The sequence below is a fragment of the Pseudomonas haemolytica genome (assembly GCF_009659625.1).
In the GTDB taxonomy this organism is placed as follows: domain Bacteria; phylum Pseudomonadota; class Gammaproteobacteria; order Pseudomonadales; family Pseudomonadaceae; genus Aquipseudomonas; species Aquipseudomonas haemolytica.
This window is the reverse complement of the sequence record NZ_VOIW01000001.1, coordinates 1,108,226-1,123,879: the sequence shown is the minus strand read 5'-3', so window position 1 is coordinate 1,123,879 and position 15,654 is coordinate 1,108,226. Positions and strand designations below refer to the sequence as shown.

18 protein-coding genes are annotated in these 15,654 nt (G+C 58.7%); 7 read left to right on the top strand and 11 right to left on the bottom strand.

What is annotated here, in order from left to right; genetic code table 11:
* Positions 1 to 13: 13 nt before the first annotated feature.
* From cysB to FRT59_RS05260, 5 genes are all read right to left on the bottom strand, one after another.
* On the bottom strand, positions 14 to 988 hold the full coding sequence (gene cysB, locus FRT59_RS05280; protein WP_003189876.1) for an HTH-type transcriptional regulator CysB: 975 nt from the start codon (positions 986 to 988) through the stop codon (positions 14 to 16).
* A gap of 104 nt (positions 989 to 1,092) precedes the next feature.
* A complete protein-coding gene (locus tag FRT59_RS05275; protein ID WP_034118850.1) occupies positions 1,093 to 1,593 on the bottom strand; it encodes a universal stress protein in 501 nt (166 codons plus the stop codon).
* A gap of 48 nt (positions 1,594 to 1,641) precedes the next feature.
* Positions 1,642 to 2,559 carry a 5'-nucleotidase gene (locus tag FRT59_RS05270; RefSeq protein ID WP_153870580.1) on the bottom strand — a complete coding sequence of 306 codons (918 nt, stop codon included), beginning with the start codon at positions 2,557 to 2,559 and terminating at the stop codon, positions 1,642 to 1,644.
* 14 nt (positions 2,560 to 2,573) lie between these two features.
* Positions 2,574 to 3,536 carry a putative 2-dehydropantoate 2-reductase gene (locus tag FRT59_RS05265; protein ID WP_153870579.1) on the bottom strand — a complete coding sequence of 321 codons (963 nt, stop codon included), beginning with the start codon at positions 3,534 to 3,536 and terminating at the stop codon, positions 2,574 to 2,576.
* A complete protein-coding gene (locus FRT59_RS05260; protein ID WP_034118848.1) occupies positions 3,533 to 3,919 on the bottom strand; it encodes a YbbN family protein in 387 nt (128 codons plus the stop codon). Before FRT59_RS05260 ends, FRT59_RS05265 begins: the two co-directional genes overlap by 4 nt.
* Here FRT59_RS05260 and FRT59_RS05255 point away from each other — a divergent pair.
* Both FRT59_RS05255 and FRT59_RS05250 read left to right on the top strand, forming a co-directional pair.
* Positions 3,918 to 4,352, top strand: coding sequence for a PilZ domain-containing protein (locus FRT59_RS05255; protein ID WP_153870578.1), 435 nt, complete (start codon positions 3,918 to 3,920; stop codon positions 4,350 to 4,352). The two genes, FRT59_RS05260 and FRT59_RS05255, sit on opposite strands and share 2 nt — an antisense overlap.
* 130 nt (positions 4,353 to 4,482) lie before the next feature.
* Positions 4,483 to 5,559, top strand: coding sequence for a 3-deoxy-7-phosphoheptulonate synthase (locus tag FRT59_RS05250; protein WP_005786414.1), 1,077 nt, complete (start codon positions 4,483 to 4,485; stop codon positions 5,557 to 5,559).
* A 65-nt stretch (positions 5,560 to 5,624) separates the two neighbouring features.
* On the opposite strand, the gene FRT59_RS05245 is transcribed toward FRT59_RS05250, so the two are convergent.
* Positions 5,625 to 5,906, bottom strand: coding sequence for a GNAT family N-acetyltransferase (locus FRT59_RS05245; protein WP_003189869.1), 282 nt, complete (start codon positions 5,904 to 5,906; stop codon positions 5,625 to 5,627).
* 612 nt (positions 5,907 to 6,518) lie between these two features.
* Here FRT59_RS05245 and oprI point away from each other — a divergent pair.
* On the top strand, positions 6,519 to 6,770 hold the full coding sequence (gene oprI, locus FRT59_RS05240; protein ID WP_003172710.1) for an outer membrane lipoprotei OprI: 252 nt from the start codon (positions 6,519 to 6,521) through the stop codon (positions 6,768 to 6,770).
* 135 nt (positions 6,771 to 6,905) lie between these two features.
* On the opposite strand, the gene FRT59_RS05235 is transcribed toward oprI, so the two are convergent.
* From FRT59_RS05235 to FRT59_RS05225, 3 genes are all read right to left on the bottom strand, one after another.
* Positions 6,906 to 7,874 (bottom strand): L,D-transpeptidase family protein, encoded by a 969-nt coding sequence (locus FRT59_RS05235; protein WP_034118846.1) that lies wholly within the window; start codon positions 7,872 to 7,874, stop codon positions 6,906 to 6,908.
* A 96-nt stretch (positions 7,875 to 7,970) separates the two neighbouring features.
* On the bottom strand, positions 7,971 to 8,264 hold the full coding sequence (locus tag FRT59_RS05230; RefSeq protein ID WP_016972348.1) for a hypothetical protein: 294 nt from the start codon (positions 8,262 to 8,264) through the stop codon (positions 7,971 to 7,973).
* A gap of 58 nt (positions 8,265 to 8,322) precedes the next feature.
* Complete coding sequence (locus FRT59_RS05225) at positions 8,323 to 8,928, bottom strand: arylesterase (protein WP_034118845.1); 606 nt, start codon at positions 8,926 to 8,928, stop codon at positions 8,323 to 8,325.
* Between the two features lie 10 nt (positions 8,929 to 8,938).
* Here FRT59_RS05225 and FRT59_RS05220 point away from each other — a divergent pair, with 10 nt between their 5' ends.
* Both FRT59_RS05220 and FRT59_RS05215 read left to right on the top strand, forming a co-directional pair.
* Positions 8,939 to 9,622, top strand: coding sequence for an ABC transporter ATP-binding protein (locus tag FRT59_RS05220; RefSeq protein WP_005786391.1), 684 nt, complete (start codon positions 8,939 to 8,941; stop codon positions 9,620 to 9,622).
* Positions 9,622 to 12,132, top strand: coding sequence for an ABC transporter permease (locus FRT59_RS05215; protein ID WP_153870577.1), 2,511 nt, complete (start codon positions 9,622 to 9,624; stop codon positions 12,130 to 12,132). Before FRT59_RS05220 ends, FRT59_RS05215 begins: the two co-directional genes overlap by 1 nt.
* 44 nt (positions 12,133 to 12,176) lie before the next feature.
* Here the strand turns inward: FRT59_RS05215 and greB are convergent, their stop codons facing one another.
* Both greB and FRT59_RS05205 read right to left on the bottom strand, forming a co-directional pair.
* A complete protein-coding gene (gene greB / locus FRT59_RS05210; RefSeq protein WP_034118843.1) occupies positions 12,177 to 12,650 on the bottom strand; it encodes a transcription elongation factor GreB in 474 nt (157 codons plus the stop codon).
* A 112-nt stretch (positions 12,651 to 12,762) separates the two neighbouring features.
* Complete coding sequence (locus FRT59_RS05205; RefSeq protein WP_153870576.1) at positions 12,763 to 13,761, bottom strand: hypothetical protein; 999 nt, start codon at positions 13,759 to 13,761, stop codon at positions 12,763 to 12,765.
* Positions 13,762 to 14,002: 241 nt separating this feature from the next.
* Here FRT59_RS05205 and FRT59_RS05200 point away from each other — a divergent pair, with 241 nt between their 5' ends.
* Both FRT59_RS05200 and FRT59_RS05195 read left to right on the top strand, forming a co-directional pair.
* Positions 14,003 to 14,929 (top strand): ABC transporter ATP-binding protein, encoded by a 927-nt coding sequence (locus tag FRT59_RS05200; protein WP_153870575.1) that lies wholly within the window; start codon positions 14,003 to 14,005, stop codon positions 14,927 to 14,929.
* On the top strand, positions 14,926 to 15,651 hold the full coding sequence (locus FRT59_RS05195) for an ABC transporter permease (protein WP_034118840.1): 726 nt from the start codon (positions 14,926 to 14,928) through the stop codon (positions 15,649 to 15,651). The genes FRT59_RS05200 and FRT59_RS05195 overlap by 4 nt, the downstream gene beginning before the upstream one ends.
* The last annotated feature ends 3 nt before the right edge of the window (positions 15,652 to 15,654 follow it).

The following is a 15,654-nucleotide window of genomic DNA, read 5'->3' as shown; positions in this document are numbered from 1 at the left end:
GTTGCAGGCGATATCAGTGGACGGGCAGTTCCACGCCGTCGAACAGTTCTTCCAGCTCCTGCTTGTTGTGGCACTGGATCGCCTTGGCCATCACCTCGCGAGTCAGGTGCGGTGCGAATTTCTCGATGAAATCGCACATGAACCCCCGTAGGAAGGTTCCGCGGCGGAAACCGATCTTCGTCACGCTCGATTCGAACAGTTCGCTGGCATCCAGCACCACCAGGTCTTTGTCGAGGTTGGTGTCGACCGCCATCTTGGCGACGATACCCACGCCCAGGCCGAGGCGAACATAGGTCTTGATCACGTCGGCATCAGCCGCGGTGAACACCACTTTGGGCGTGAGGCCGCGATGGCTGAAAGCTTCGTCCAGCTTGGAACGCCCGGTAAAACCGAACACATAAGTCACGATTGGGTATTCAGCCAAGGCTTCCAGGGTCAGCTTCGGCAGCTTGGCCAAAGGGTGACCTTGGGGCACGACCACGCAGCGATTCCAGCGGTAGCAGGGCATCATCACCAGGTCGCCGAACAGTTCCAGCGCTTCAGTGGCGATGGCAAAATCTACGGTGCCATCAGCGGCCATCTCGGCAATCTGCATCGGCGAGCCCTGGTGCATGTGCAGGGCCACATCCGGGTATTGCTTGATGAAATCACGGATCACCGGCGGCAATGCATAACGCGCCTGCGTGTGGGTGGTGGCGATCGACAGAGTGCCTTTCTTCTCGTTGGAGAATTCCTGGGCGATCTGCTTGATGCTTTCGACCTTACGCAGGATCTCGCCGGCGGTGGTGATGATGCGCTCGCCAGCCGGGGTGACGCGGGTCAGGTGCTTGCCACTGCGTGCGAACACTTCGACGCCCAGCTCGTCTTCGAGCAGGCGAATCTGCTTGCTGATACCGGGTTGCGAGGTGTAGAGGCTTTGAGCGGTAGCGGAAACGTTGAGGTCGTGGTGCGCCACTTCCCAGATGTAGCGCAGTTGTTGAAGCTTCATATGAATCCCTCAAAGCAGATAGACGCCACGGGTATCAGCGACGGTATATAACTATATTAAAGGTTAGACTGATAAATCTAGAACTTTTTATCAACTTCTACCGATCAACTATCATCACTGCGCCGATGCTGCAGCGACGGCACCAAGTAGACCGGTACCGGGGACAACTGCAATACCCGTGCGGCAGTACGCCCAAGGGGCACGGCCACCCCGGTTGCCTGGCTGTGACTACCTACGATCAGCAGGTCGACGGAAAGTTTTCGCAGTTGGTCGAGAATCACCTCGCAGGGGTCCCCCTGGATCACCCTGACCGAGCGAATCAATTGCAGGTCCTGCTCCCCTTCCCCCAACTCCTCGCGAAAGCTGTCCAGCACCCGCTGTTCAATCGTCGCCATGACCGTGCTCAACCCCTGGCTCTGCCATTCGCTCAGGGCCTTCTCATCAAGGTAGCTCTGCAACACCGATTCGGCGAACAGCCCGATGGGCTCGACGACGTGGATCACATACAGGTCAGCCTTGAACGTTCGCGCCAGCGCCAGTGCATGTTGCATCACATACGGTGCATATAGACCCAGGTCCGTGGCGTACAGCATCGAACGAATCATAGAACCTCCTGGACTGCCAGGATGGCGGGGATTGAATGAGCTTAGCAGCTAGCTCTCGGTCTGGATTTGCAACTCATTACTGATGCCATGGGGCACATGCCCGGTGGCCACCACCTCCCTGGCTTTCTCACAATGACCCGCCTGGTCGTCGAAAAATACGTCGGCGGCGAAGGCTTCCAGGAACGCGGCTTTTTCCAGGCCACCGAGGAACAGCGACTCGTCCAGGCGGATATCCCATTCACGCAACGTACGAATCACGCGCTCATGGGATGGAGCCGAGCGTGCAGTGACCAGTGCGGTACGGATCGGGCAGGCGTCATCGGCAAACTCCCGCTGCAACAAGTTGAGCGCCGCCAGGAAGCCTTTGAACGGGCCGCCGTGCAAAGGCTCGCGCGCGGACTCTCGCTCACTGGCCTGGAAAGCTTCCAGGCCGCCGGCCTGATAGACACGTTCGGACTCGTCGGAAAACAACACCGCGTCGCCGTCGAATGCGATGCGCAGTTCCTCACTCGAAGCACGACGTGCACCGCCCGACAGAATCGTCGCCGCCGCAAACCCGGCGTCGAGGGCGCTGCGCACATCTTCAGCATGGGTCGAGAGAAACAGATGGCAACCGAAGGCGGCCAAATACGGGTAAGGACTACGCCCTCCTACGAAAGCGGCGCGGGAAATATCCAGCCCGTAATGCTGGATCGAGTTGAATACTCGCAGGCCGGTATCGGCACTGTTACGCGACACCAACACCACCTCGACCCGCGCACGTCCCAAGCTGGCATTCAGGCTCAGCAATTTCTTGACCAGTGGGAAGGCGTCGCCGGGCTCGAGGGTCTCTTCCTCATGTTCAATCTGGTATTTGCGGTAAGCCTCTACACCTTCGGCCAGGTACACCTTGTGACTGTCACTCAGGTCGAACAGCGCCCGCGACGAAATCGCCAGCACCAGCTTGTCACCCAATCCCTTCGCCATGGTGTCTCCCCCAATCAGCGGTTATGCCGATCAATAAAACTCAAGGCCTGGTAGAGCGCCTGCATGCGCGGCAGTTCGCAACCGGCCGCTTTGGCGGCGGCCAAAGGCCGGGCGTAGATGGCCGCCAGTTCCAACGGGCGCTTGTGCACATGGTCGTGATACATGCTGGGCAGGTAGTCGTCCATGGTTTCGGTCATGGCGAACATCTGCCCGGCGTAGCTGGCGGGAATTTCATGGCCACAGGCGTGAGCGCCCTGCACCACCTCCGCCATCAGCGCCTGGATCAATTCGCGGCTGGACTCGTCAGCCATCATCGCCGTGGTCCCCGTGCCCAGCAAGACCGAGAGGCCGTTATACGGCACGTTCCACACCAGTTTATGCCAGCGTGCCTGATGCACGTTGGCCATGGCCTGGGATTCGATGCCAGCTCGATGGAACAGCCCGGCGCCTGCTTCGACAATTGCCTTTTGCTGCGTCTCATCGTTGGCAGCCGTACCGCTGTGATAACCCAGGTTGACCCGGCCCAGCGCCTGATGCTCGACAACGCCCGGAGCCGAGCGGTGCACACCGATGTAGCACAGGCCACCCAGCAGGTGCAGCGACGGCGGCAGGTGTTCGCGCAGACTGTCCTCCACGTCAAGGCCGTTTTGCAGGAGCACCACCTTGGCATCCGGCGCCGCAACTTGGGCGATGGTCGGGGCCAGGTCCACGTTGCCAGTAGACTTGGTGCCCACCAACAGCCAGTCGCACGGCGGCATGTCGGCGGCGCGGGCATAAGCCTGTACCGGATGCAGGTGCAAGCGGCCATGTACCGCGCTGTTGAGGTGCAGGCCATGTTCACTGACCGCTGTATATTCGCTGCGCAGCAGGAAATGCACATCGAAGCCGGCACGCGCCAGCATCAATCCATAGTAACCACCAATAGCACCGGTGCCGATAATGCCAATGCGTGGCGACGGGGATTCAACTGCTGTCATGGCAAATCCTCTGGTGTACGGCTGAGTGCCTGGTTCACGCTCTCTGCAATATCGGATGCTGTAAGCCGTGTCTGTAATTGCCCAAGAAATTGACCCTCGCACACGAGGAACAACGCCGGCAAATGAAAGATCTGGTAGCGTTCGACCGCACCACCGTTGTGCCCGGCGTCAACCCAGCACACGCGGTCCACCGGCAAATGCCAGCCCGGCAATTGCTGGCGGGCCCAGCGGCAACTGGAACAACCGGCACTGGTGAACACTAACAGCGAAATGCCTGGCAATCCCAGCAATTGCTGGTCAATATCCAGGTCGGTCAATTCCAGTTCCTTCACTATACTGCTGCCACTGCCGTCAATTGGACGGCGCTCGGAGTCCGTGTACATGGGTCGTTTTCTACCTCACCCTGATGATGTCGCTGTCGAGTTGATCCAACGTCCCTCTCCTGCCCTGCCCCGCCAACGCCTGCACACTATCGGTCGCGGCGGCGTTGCCTGCAATTGGCCGTATGCCTGGCACCCTGGCACAGCGGTCGACCTGCATATCCCCTCGCTGGGCCCCAGCGCGCGCTATCCGGGCTATGTGGCCTGGTGCCGCAAAGTCGAAAATGGTTACCGCATCGGTATTTGCTTTACCGATGAACATGCCTTGTTCGGTGCGCGGATGGGCGAGCAAGTGTGCCAGATCGAACGCTACTGCCGCCTGCACGAAGACGCCGAGCCGTCGCCCCAGCAACTCGAAGCCATGGCCCGCGATTGGGTATCGCGCCATGCCGGTGAGTTCTCCCATGAGACAGTTGTGCAGCCAGCGCTGGATTAAACCGGACTTTGCCCATTGTCGCGGGCCAGTGTTACGCGCTAAGGTTCCTCCCCCCTGTATTCAAATCATGCTGTGCCCGCCGCACGGGGATGGCTGGCGGCCGGCACCCGTGACCCTGGCGAGTAACACGATGGCTGATTTACCGATCAATGACCTTAACGTCGAATCCAACGAGACCCTGATCACACCCGATCAGCTCAAGCGCGAAATTCCCCTGAGCGACGCTGCCCTGCAGACCGTCACCAAGGGCCGCGAAGTCATCCGCGACATCCTCGATGGCACCGACCACCGCCTCTTCGTCGTGATCGGGCCCTGCTCGATCCACGACCTCAAGGCCGCCCACGAATACGCCGAGCGCCTCAAGGTGCTGGCGGCAGAAGTGTCCGACACCTTGTACCTGGTGATGCGCGTTTACTTCGAGAAGCCGCGTACCACCGTGGGCTGGAAAGGCTTGATCAACGACCCGTACCTGGACGACTCGTTCAAGATCCAGGACGGCTTGCACATCGGTCGCAAACTGTTGCTGGACCTGGCTGAAATGGGCCTGCCCACCGCCACCGAAGCCCTTGACCCGATCTCCCCGCAGTACCTGCAGGACCTGATCAGCTGGTCGGCCATCGGCGCACGTACCACCGAATCCCAGACCCACCGCGAAATGGCGTCCGGCCTGTCTTCGGCCGTAGGCTTCAAGAACGGCACCGACGGCGGCCTGACCGTGGCGATCAATGCCCTGCAATCGGTCTCCAGCCCTCACCGTTTCCTGGGTATCAACCAGGAAGGCGGCGTCTCCATCGTCACCACCAAGGGTAATGCCTACGGCCACGTGGTGCTGCGTGGCGGTAATGGCAAGCCCAACTATGATTCGGTCAGCGTCGCCCTGTGCGAGCAGGCACTGAACAAGGCCAAGATCAAGCCGAACATCATGGTCGACTGCAGCCATGCCAATTCCAACAAAGACCCGGCCTTGCAGCCGTTGGTGATGGAGAACGTCGCCAACCAGATCCTCGAAGGCAACCAGTCCATCATCGGCTTGATGGTCGAGAGCCATTTGAACTGGGGTTGCCAGGCGATTCCAAAGGACTTGGCCGACTTGCAGTACGGCGTGTCGATCACCGATGCCTGCATCGACTGGGCTGCCACCGAAACCACCCTGCGCAGCATGCACGCCAAGCTCAAGGACGTGCTGCCCAAGCGCAAACGCAGCTGAACCTGAGTTGTGCACGCAAAAACGCCGGGCTAAGCCCGGCGTTTTTTTATGCTTTCGAGTATCGCTTACAGCTTTGCGGCATGGCGCTGGTGGCGTTCCATATAGCGCTCGACATAGGAGCACGACGGAATCACCGTATAGCCCGCCTCTTCGGCAAACTTCAAGGCCTCTTCGGTCAATGCGGCCGCAATGCCTCGCCCCCGCAACGCGTTGGGCACGAATGTGCGATAGATATCCAGGGTCTGCTTCCCGAGGTCCATATAGGTCAGATAGGCACGATGACCGTCCACATTGGTCTCGAACTGATGACCAGCCTGGTCATGGTGGATGGACAACGCCTCGCTCATCACTACTCCTCGCGGGTCTAAGATTGCGACCCCTACCTTACCGATGTTTTTCCGGCGAAGGAACATCTACGCCACCCCGTGCCGGTTTCGACAACGAGAAAACCGTGAGCGCTCACAACCAGCACGTAGGGAATAGTAGGCACCAATCCTGCGATTGCTCAAGGTGCGCTCATCATTCCCTGCCCCGGGTGGTTATAGAAAGGGCCTCGATCAACCGGTGACCGATAGCCTGAACATTGCCGGCAGTTGAACCTTAAGACGAACTGCCGCTCTTAAAGTCACCTCTAGATGCGCAAAAGATACCTGCCACGGTAAAGCCAACCGGAACGAAAGTGTTCGCCTCGATATATAAATTTTCATCTATTTACAAGGCTTAACACATGCGGGCCGGCCCTTTCAGCCTGGATCCAATGTCCGTGGAGATGCAGAAAATTGGACAGTTTTTATACAAACCTTCAAAAGCTTAGCCAAAATAGATTCGGCACAAGAAATTTTTTTGCTTCTTGCGCAACGTCAGTTTACTTACTACAAGTAATGAGTAGTATGTACGCCGGCTATTAGCTCACTCTGAGAAAGTAGCCATCTAATTGAAAGTCCTTGAAGGGGAACACGATGAACAACGTTCTGAAATTCTCTGCTCTGGCTCTGGCCGCAGTTCTGGCTACCGGTTGCAGCAGCGTATCCAAAGAAACCGAAGCTCGTCTGACTGCAACTGAAGACGCAGCAGCTCGCTCCCAGGCTCGTGCAGACGAAGCCTACCGTAAAGCTGATGAAGCTCTGGCTGCTGCTCAAAAAGCACAACAGACTGCTGACGAAGCTAACGAGCGCGCTCTGCGCATGCTTGAAAAAGCAAGCCGCAAGTAATAATCCTCCGGGGTTGTTATCAAGCCGATCCATTTTTGGATCGGCTTTTTTATTGCCGGGATTCAGCCTTGAGCCCCAGGCAATAAAAAGCCCGCGGCAGCGCAAACTGTGGCGGGCTTTTTATCAATAAGGCACTTATTGCTGAAGGTCAACCGCAGCGCTGGCGGCTACAGATGCTGCGCCGGGTACGCCAATTTCAGTCGGCAACCCGTCTTCCGCCGCAACGACGTCACGCACCTGATCCCAGTTCACCCGCAGGTTATTGGCCAAATCCTCGCGCTTGAGCAACGCGTTGATCACCGCCGTATGCTTGTCGACCACCGACGGCGTGCCGTCATCGTTCAACGGTGTATGCGCTTCCAGGTAAACCTTGCCACCGCTACTGCCGAACTTGTAAGCGTCGTTGATAATGCGCACCGATGTGCCCACCGGCACCATGCCCGCCATTTCCAGTACGTTGTTATTGAACATGCGGAAGCAGCCGTGGCTTGTACGCGTGCCGATACCAAACTTCATGTTGGAGCCGTGGATCAGGTAACCCGGCGTGCCAAGGGTGAACTTGAACGGCCCCAGCGGGTTATCCGGGCCAGCGGGCACCACGTTGGGCAACGGATCACCATTGGCGGCATGTTCGGCCTTGATCGAGGCCGGTGGCGTCCAGGTCGGGTTCGGCGTCTTGGCGATGATACTGGTGTGGGCGATCGGCGAGCCCCAGCCCTCACGCCCAATGCCCAGCGGGAAGGTGTAGACGACGTCCTGGCCCTTGGGATAGTAGTACAGCCGGTATTCCGCGAGATTGATCACGATGCCTTCCCGCGGCCCGGGCGGGAGGATAAAGCGTGTCGGCAATACGATGTCAGTACCCGCGCCCGGCAACCAGGCATCGACACCCGGGTTGGCCGCGACCATTTCCGAATAGCCCAGGTCGTAGGTGGTGCCCAGATCGGCAAAGGTGTCTTCGTACTTGGCCTTGATCACCTGGACCTGACCGACAATGTCCTCGCCTGGCGGCGGCAAGGGCAACTGCAAGGCTGCCGCCGACCCGGCCGCACAGAGCGCAGCGAGAGACAGGCAGCAGGTGACGACGGAAAGGCGCGACAACATCCGGAAAATCCTTCGCAAGACGACGGGTAGGTTAAAACAAGCTGCAAGCTACAAGCCGCTAGCTTACAGCTTATAGCTTAAAGCTTGCAGCTGCTTCTATAGCTCGAAACGCAGCTCCGGCCAGATTGGCGGCGTGCCGCGCTTTTGTGATTCGAGAATCGCCCGGCACAACGGGCACAGGCGCTGGTCCTGGAAAATCGAACGATCTACCGAGGACCAGCGTGGCTGTGCAGGCAATAACGTGCCGCAAAGCGTGCGGTCGATCGAGCCGCCCAACTCCAATTGGCGCGCCACCAAATGCACCCGCACTTCCTGGCAGGCAAACAGATCCAGCTGCTCGTCCGGCTCGATCAGTTGGTAGTTAAACAGGGACCAGGCAGGGCGCGACATCGAGGGCTCCAGATCAGGGGGGCGCCACCTTAGCCGAAAGCCTGCCGGTAGAAAAGCGTCATAGCAGCGGTTTTAGCGTCGGCCAGACATTTTCCAGCAACTTGTCCTGGGCTGCGACCGCCGGGTGCAGTTGATCAGCCTGCATCAGTTCCGGGTGACCGCCCACGCCTTCAAGGAAAAACGGTACCAGCGGGATATTTTTTTCCTTGGCCAGCGCGCCAAAGACGTCGGCGAAGGCCGTGGTGTATCGCGGGCCATAATTAGGCGGCAACTGCATGCCCAACAGCAGCACCTTGGCACCGCCAGCCTTGGATTGGTCAATCATCGACGCAAGATTTTGTTTCAATTGCGCCGGCGGTTGCCCGCGCAAGCCGTCATTGCCCCCAAGCTCGATAACAACCACGTCGGGCTTATGCTCTGCAAGCGCCGCGGGTAGCCGCGCGAGGCCTCCTGCGCTGGTGTCGCCGCTGAGCGAAGCATTGACGACTTTATCGTCAAACCCCTCCTTCCTGAGGCGTTGCTCCAGCAGTGCAACCCACCCTTTGCGGGTATCCAGGCCGAAACCGGCACTGATACTATCGCCAACGATCAGGACTGTACCCGCCGCTGCGTTCTGGGCCATGCACATCAAGGCCAGGCCAGCACTCAAAAACCACATTCGCATCGGATTCTCCATGGGCGCAAGCATTCTCACCGCGCGGAACCTTAGCAAAGTGGTTCCCAGCGCGGAAGGTGAACTGACTATCCTGCACGAACTGAGCCTGGAACTGAACAAGGGCGATAGCCTGGCTATCGTAGGCAGTTCCGGTTCCGGCAAATCCACACTCCTGGGCCTGCTGGCCGGCCTTGACCTGCCCAGCAGCGGCGAAGTCACCCTGGCCGGGCAAGCCTTGAGCACCCTTGACGAAGACCAGCGTGCGCGCATCCGTGCCGAACATGTGGGTTTTGTATTTCAATCCTTCCAATTGCTCGACAGCCTTAACGCACTGGAAAACGTGATGTTGCCGCTGGAGCTGGACGGCCGCAAGGACGCCCGCGAGCGTGCCAGGCATCTACTGGAACGTGTCGGCCTGGGTCAACGCCTGACCCACTCGCCACGCCAGCTGTCCGGTGGCGAGCAGCAACGGGTGGCCATTGCCCGCGCGTTCGCCGCCGAACCGGACGTGCTGTTTGCCGACGAACCCACCGGCAACCTCGACAGCCACACCGGCGAGCGCATCAGCGACCTGCTGTTCGAGCTCAATAAAGAGAGCGGCACGACCCTGGTACTCGTCACCCACGACGAGCGCCTGGCCCACCGTTGCCGACGCCTGATCCGCCTTGAAGCCGGCCTGATGGTCGCGCCCCTGGAGCCTTGATGGCACGCCTGCCGCTGCTACGCCTGTTCAGCCTTGCCATGCGCCAGTTACTGCGCGATGCCCGCGCAGGCGAACTGCGCGTATTGTTCTTTGCCTTGCTGGTGGCCGTGGCGGCGAGCACCGCCATCGGCTACTTCGGTGCCCGCCTCAACGGCGCCATGCTGCTGCGCGCCACCGAGTTCCTGGGCGCCGACCTGGTGCTCGAAGGCAGCTCCCCAGCCCGCCCCGAGCAAATCAGATCGGGAACCGAACTGGGTCTGGATCACGCCCGCATCGTGGAGTTCTCCAGTGTTATCGCCACGGACAATGGTATCCAGCTCTCCAGTATCAAGGCAGTCAACGAGCAGTACCCATTGCGCGGCGAGCTGAAAAGCAGCGCTGAGCCCTTCGGAACACAAACTCCGGGCGGCGGCCCCAAACCCGGCGAAGCCTGGGTGGAAGCAAGGCTGCTGACCGCGCTGGACCTGAAAGTCGGCGACAGCATTGATGTCGGCATGAAGACCTTGCGCCTGGCCCGCATCCTGACCTATGAGCCTGACCGCGCCGGCAACTTCTACAGCCTCACGCCCAGGGTGATGATCAACCTTACTGACCTGGACGCCACCGGTGTGGTCCAGCCGGGCAGTCGTGTGAGCTACCGCGAACTGTGGCGCGCACCGCAAGGCAGCACCGCACTGCAAACCTATCGCGACCTGGTCAAGCCAGGCCTTGCCGCCAACCAGCGCCTGCAAGACTCCCGTGATGGCAACCAGCAGATCGGCGGCGCCCTGGGCAAAGCCGAGCGCTACCTGAACATGGCCAGCCTGGTAGCGGTGCTGCTGGCTGGCGTGGCCGTGGCACTCTCGGCCAACCGCTTCGCCAGCCGACGTTTCGATGCCAGCGCGTTATTGCGTTGCCTGGGGTTGTCGCGGCGTGAAGCCATGTTGCTGTTCAGCCTGCAACTGAGCGTACTCGGCCTGCTGGCGAGCCTGGCCGGCGCCCTGCTCGGCTGGCTTGCTCAATTTGGCCTGTTCTACTTCCTGCACGATCTGCTACCCGCCGACGTGCCTGCGGGTGGGCTGCTGCCGGCGGTTGCGGGGATCGGTACCGGGCTCGTTGCCCTCGCCGGCTTCGCGCTGCCGCCGTTGGCTGCGCTGGGTCGCGTACCGCCGCTGCGGGTATTGCGCCGCGATTTACTGCCGATTCCATCAAGTACCTGGATGGTCTACGGCGCAGCGCTCTTCGCCTTGGGCCTGATCATGTGGCGCCTGAGCCTGGACCTGGTATTGACCTTCGCTTTGCTGGGCGGCGGCGTGGTGGCGGCGTTGATCCTTGGTGGCTTGCTGCTGTTGCTGTTGCAAAGCCTGCGACGGTTATTGGCTCGCGCCTCCCTACCCTGGCGCCTGGGCCTGGGCCAATTGCTGCGCCACCCGCTGGCGGCGGCAGGCCAATCCCTGGCATTTGGCTTGATCCTGCTGTCGATGGGGTTGATCGCGCTGTTGCGAGGCGAGTTGCTCGACACCTGGCAAAACCAATTGCCCAAGGACGCGCCGAACTACTTCGCGCTAAATATCCTGCCCGCCGACAAGGACGCCTTTGGCGCCCGCCTGTTGGAGGTACAGGCGCAAGCAGCGCCGCTGTACCCGGTGGTGCCGGGGCGGTTGATCAGCATCAATGGCGAGCCCGTGCAGGAAATCGTCAGCAAGGACTCCAGCGGCGACCGTGCCATTCAACGCGACCTGAGCCTGACCTGGGCTGCCGACCTGCCGCCGGGTAACGTCCTGACGGCAGGCGCCTGGTGGTCGGCGCAACCGAGCGATGAAATTCCTGGCGTGTCGGTGGAAGCCAAGGTAGCCGAGAGTCTGAAACTCAAGCTCAACGACCACCTGTTATTCACCATAGGCGGGGAAAACCGCGAGGCACGGGTCACCAGCCTGCGGACCATCAACTGGGATAACTTCCAGCCCAACTTCTTCATGATTTTCCAACCGGGCACCTTGAAGGATCTGCCCGCTACCTACCTGACCAGTTTCTATCTGGCGCCCGGGCATGACCAACAGATCGTCGACCTGTCACGGGCCTTCCCGGCCGTCACCATCCTGCAGGTAGAAGCTCTGCTGGAGCAGTTGCGCAGCATCCTGGCCCAAGTGACCCTGGCGGTGGAGTACGTACTGTTGTTTGTGCTGGCGGCGGGAATGGCGGTGTTGTTCTCCGGCCTGCAGGCCACCCTGGATGAACGAATCCGCCAAGGTGCGCTACTACGTGCACTTGGTGCCGAGCGCAGGTTGCTGGTCAAGGCGCGCCGCATTGAGTTCGGCCTGCTCGGCGCCGTCAGCGGCCTGCTGGCGGCACTGGGGACGGAGCTGGTGACCTGGGTACTGTACCGTTACGCCTTTGACCTGGCGTGGCATCCCCACCCGTGGCTGTTGCTGCTGCCCGTGATCGGTGCCTTGCTCATCGGTGCTGCCGGTGTATTCGGGACCCGCCGCGCACTGAATGCCAGCCCGCTGACCGTATTGCGCGAAGGCTGATACGCAGAGGGTCCGTACCGTGCCCAGAGCACGGACCCTCACCGCTATTTCACATATTCGATCTTAGTGATCCACCAACACACTTCACCACCGGGTGTCTGTACGATTGCCTCGTCGTCCACCTCCTTGCGAAGCAGGGCGCGGGCCATGGGTGAGTCGATGGAGATGTAATCCATACGGTCGTAAATCTCGTCATAGCCCACGATGCGAAAACGCTTGGTATCACCCGCTTCGTTTTCGATTTCGACCCATGCACCGAAAAACACCTTTCCCTCCTGCTCGGGCATGTACTCCACCACGCGCATGTCTTCCAGGCGTTTACGCAGGTAGCGCACCCGCCGGTCGATTTCACGCAGCAGCTTCTTGTTGTACTGATAATCCGCGTTTTCGCTGCGATCCCCCAGGGACGCCGCCCACGTCACTTTACGAGTAGTGTCTGGACGCTTTTCACGCCATAGGTAATCCAGCTCTTTTTTAAGCGCTTCATGGCCTTCTTTGGTAATCAGCTTGGTACTCAAACGCTTGCATCCCCAGGCAGTGTCCAATGGTGCCAATACGCCAAGGCGTCATGCCCAGGTGTTGGCTGGCGGGGAGTGATGATAAATGAACCCGGGCGGCGAGCCCATCGGCTTATCCCTGGCCATCCAGGACCTGATTCAATCCGAGGAGCGTACCCTGCAGGTGCTGGCGCATGCCTGACAGTTGCGACATCATCATCGCCAACTTTTCAGCCTTCTGGCTAACCTCTGACTGCTGATCCTGCAGTTGAGTATGGAGCTGCTCCAATTCACGATGCTTTTCATCCAACTGGTTTTGCTGCTGTTGCAGCCGAGCCTGCCACTGTTCAAGCATCTCTTCTTTTTCCAGGACAGCACGCCTTTTCTGCGTCAGCTCCTGAGCGACCTTGGCGAGATTACTCAACGTGCTGTCCATCTCAAGCAAAGACTCTTGCTCCAATGGCGCAGGTTCTTTGGGCAGTTCTATTTCGGGTTGCTCAACCTGAAAAGGCACGGTACTGGCCTCAACTTGCGACTCCGGTATCGCGACAAACGATCGCACCGGCTCTTCTACGTAATCTTCATCCACAGGCGGTGGCGCGATCTTCGGGTGACTTGTGTTTCTGGGCGGTGCAACCATTTGCGATGAAAAGCGAATAGACGGCACGATCACCGTATTGCTTTCGATTGCGGGCAACGCGGGGGCTGACATGCCCAACGTGATCACCTTCATGACCAGTGCTTTCTTGATAATGACCGAGTGATGATCCTCGGGTCGGGCAGGCGGTAACCTGCACCCCTTCAAGTCAATGAAATGAAAGGGAACCTGTGGTTCGGCCATCGGGCTTGTCCTGGAGCCCGATGCAGCCGCCAGCATCAGAATTTGCTTGAAGACTTGCATCGCAACCTGCAAATCCTCTTTCGAATCAACGCCGCTCAGGAAGTAGCGCTCGAGCTTTTTACGCAGAACGGCGATGTAGACCCTGGAGTGACCGGGTTCGGCCTCTTCATCGAGGCTATACACAAGAAAGTTCGAGGCCGTTTGAGCGACAGCAAACCCACAGAGCAGCGCGCCGTTCACGGGCGCCTCCTCATTGTCGCGTTCAAGAACAAGGGTACGTAGAAGCATCATGGCAATCAGGCCTCATTACAAAAGATAGAACTTTATATAAACACCAGATAAACATCCGAATATTAATAAGCGTTCAAAACGAAACAATTGTTTCAGCGAATTATCGATCTGAACGTAGGATTCTTCTTATTAGTCGCGCCTCGCGTTCCCAAGCACAACTATTAAACGTACCCTTTTTAAAGCTCCTCCTAATACAACAGGCACCTTCTAACGCGCCCCGGCAAACTTATTCGGTAAACATATGATCGAGATAAGCAACCTGACAAAAAAGCTGGGCAGAACAAGCGTAATCAACAACTTCTCCTTCAGTGCCAAGCGCCAGGAGTGTCTGGGCCTGCTGGGAGAGAGTGGTGCAGGCAAAACAACCCTGCTGAGCTTGATCGCCGGTGTGATCAAACCGACTTCAGGGCAAATCAGTATCCAGGGTTTCAACACCCAGACCCATTCACTTCAAGCCAAAAAAGCCGTTGGCTACCAACTCCAAGGCGGACTCAACCATCACACGATGTCCGTCAAAAGTGTGATCAATTTTATTGCTGGCATTCGAGGTTTGAGCGGTGTCGAAAAGCGCAGCCAAGTAGAGCGGGTAGCCACGCGGCTGGAGCTGCTGCCCGTGCTCAACTGCCCCCTCGGCGTACTTCCCCTTGGCGTGAAGCGCAGAGTTGCAATTGCTCAGGCTCTTCTGCATTCCCCAACCCTGCTGCTGCTGGATGAACCCACAGACGGGCTATGCCCTGACCAGCGGCTTAAATTCAGGACTCTCGTCCAGTCCCTGACCGAGGACATGACGGTCATTATCGCGTCCCGCCAGTACAACGAGCTGGCGGACATCTGCACCCGTGCCTTGGTTATCGCCAGTGGGCGCATGGTGGCCGACGCCTCACTGCCTGATTTGCAGCGCAGCTCCCGGCATTACCAGGCGGTGACCCTGGCAGCAGACACCCCTCTGGATCTGCTGGCACTTGCCGTGTTGCCCGGCGTTGCAGGAATCGAAGAAGACCGGCACTCACCAGGCAGGGTGACTGTTCTGGCCATGCCCGGGCACAACATCTTCCCGTCAATCAACGCGCTCATCACACACAGAGGCTGGAACATTACGTCACTGAATCTAGAGCCAGGTCGCCTGAACGACGTCGTTCATCATCTGAGCCAAGAGGTAACACCTTGAGACTGCTACCCATCATTTTCACACGACAACTCGCCAGCTACGCCTCTTCACCCACCACTTATCTGAGTGTGGCGGTTTTCCTCGTGCTGAGTGCGACGTTGGGACTACACACCAATCACTGGATGGAGCGAAACAGCAGTGATTTGCAGGCATTCTTCGAGCTACACCCCTGGCTCTACCTACTGCTGGTACCCATTTTATCGACGCAATTGTGGTCGGATGAATACAACACTGGTTTTGACGACACGCTCAAATCCTTGCCTGTCACCTCGATGGAACGGGTAATTGGAAAGTTTATGGCGGCATGGACCGTATGTGGCATCGCGTTGCTGTTTAATTTCCCCTTGGTGATCGCCGTCAATTACCTAGGCACGGCTGACAATACCGTTATCGCGTCACAGTTCCTGGCCAGCTGGTTACTGGCCGGAAGTTATCTGTCTGTAGGTTGCCTGATATGTGTGATTGCGAACCAACGCATCATGATTTTCCTGTTCACGCTGGGCTTGTTACTGACCGCCAGTGGGCTTTCCTCAATGCTGGATGCACTTGAATACCAAACACCGATTTGGATCGTCGAGAGCTTGATGTCCCTTGACCCTATTGCCCGCTTCAGCACGATGGATAACGGCAAGCTGACACTGCATGACAGCCTGTATTTCATAAGCCTGATCATTGCTTTTCTTTCTGCGACGACCATCACACTCAACTACAAAGACAGCTGAGAA

Bases quoted from the DNA above. Each gene is read 5' to 3' on its own strand.
- oprI (WP_003172710.1), top strand. From the start codon at position 6,519: ATGAACAACGTTCTGAAATTCTCTGCTCTGGCTCTGGCCGCAGTTCTG.
- FRT59_RS05270 (WP_153870580.1), bottom strand. From the start codon at position 2,559: ATGGCGAAGGGATTGGGTGACAAGCTGGTGCTGGCGATTTCGTCGCGG.
- FRT59_RS05265 (WP_153870579.1), bottom strand. From the start codon at position 3,536: ATGACAGCAGTTGAATCCCCGTCGCCACGCATTGGCATTATCGGCACC.
- FRT59_RS05260 (WP_034118848.1), bottom strand. From the start codon at position 3,919: ATGTACACGGACTCCGAGCGCCGTCCAATTGACGGCAGTGGCAGCAGT.
- FRT59_RS05235 (WP_034118846.1), bottom strand. From the start codon at position 7,874: ATGTTGTCGCGCCTTTCCGTCGTCACCTGCTGCCTGTCTCTCGCTGCG.
- FRT59_RS05255 (WP_153870578.1), top strand. From the start codon at position 3,918: ATGGGTCGTTTTCTACCTCACCCTGATGATGTCGCTGTCGAGTTGATC.
- FRT59_RS05215 (WP_153870577.1), top strand. From the start codon at position 9,622: ATGGCACGCCTGCCGCTGCTACGCCTGTTCAGCCTTGCCATGCGCCAG.
- cysB (WP_003189876.1), bottom strand. From the start codon at position 988: ATGAAGCTTCAACAACTGCGCTACATCTGGGAAGTGGCGCACCACGAC.
- FRT59_RS05250 (WP_005786414.1), top strand. From the start codon at position 4,483: ATGGCTGATTTACCGATCAATGACCTTAACGTCGAATCCAACGAGACC.
- FRT59_RS05200 (WP_153870575.1), top strand. From the start codon at position 14,003: ATGATCGAGATAAGCAACCTGACAAAAAAGCTGGGCAGAACAAGCGTA.
- FRT59_RS05230 (WP_016972348.1), bottom strand. From the start codon at position 8,264: ATGTCGCGCCCTGCCTGGTCCCTGTTTAACTACCAACTGATCGAGCCG.
- FRT59_RS05205 (WP_153870576.1), bottom strand. From the start codon at position 13,761: ATGATGCTTCTACGTACCCTTGTTCTTGAACGCGACAATGAGGAGGCG.
- FRT59_RS05245 (WP_003189869.1), bottom strand. From the start codon at position 5,906: ATGAGCGAGGCGTTGTCCATCCACCATGACCAGGCTGGTCATCAGTTC.
- FRT59_RS05275 (WP_034118850.1), bottom strand. From the start codon at position 1,593: ATGATTCGTTCGATGCTGTACGCCACGGACCTGGGTCTATATGCACCG.
- FRT59_RS05220 (WP_005786391.1), top strand. From the start codon at position 8,939: ATGGGCGCAAGCATTCTCACCGCGCGGAACCTTAGCAAAGTGGTTCCC.
- FRT59_RS05225 (WP_034118845.1), bottom strand. From the start codon at position 8,928: ATGCGAATGTGGTTTTTGAGTGCTGGCCTGGCCTTGATGTGCATGGCC.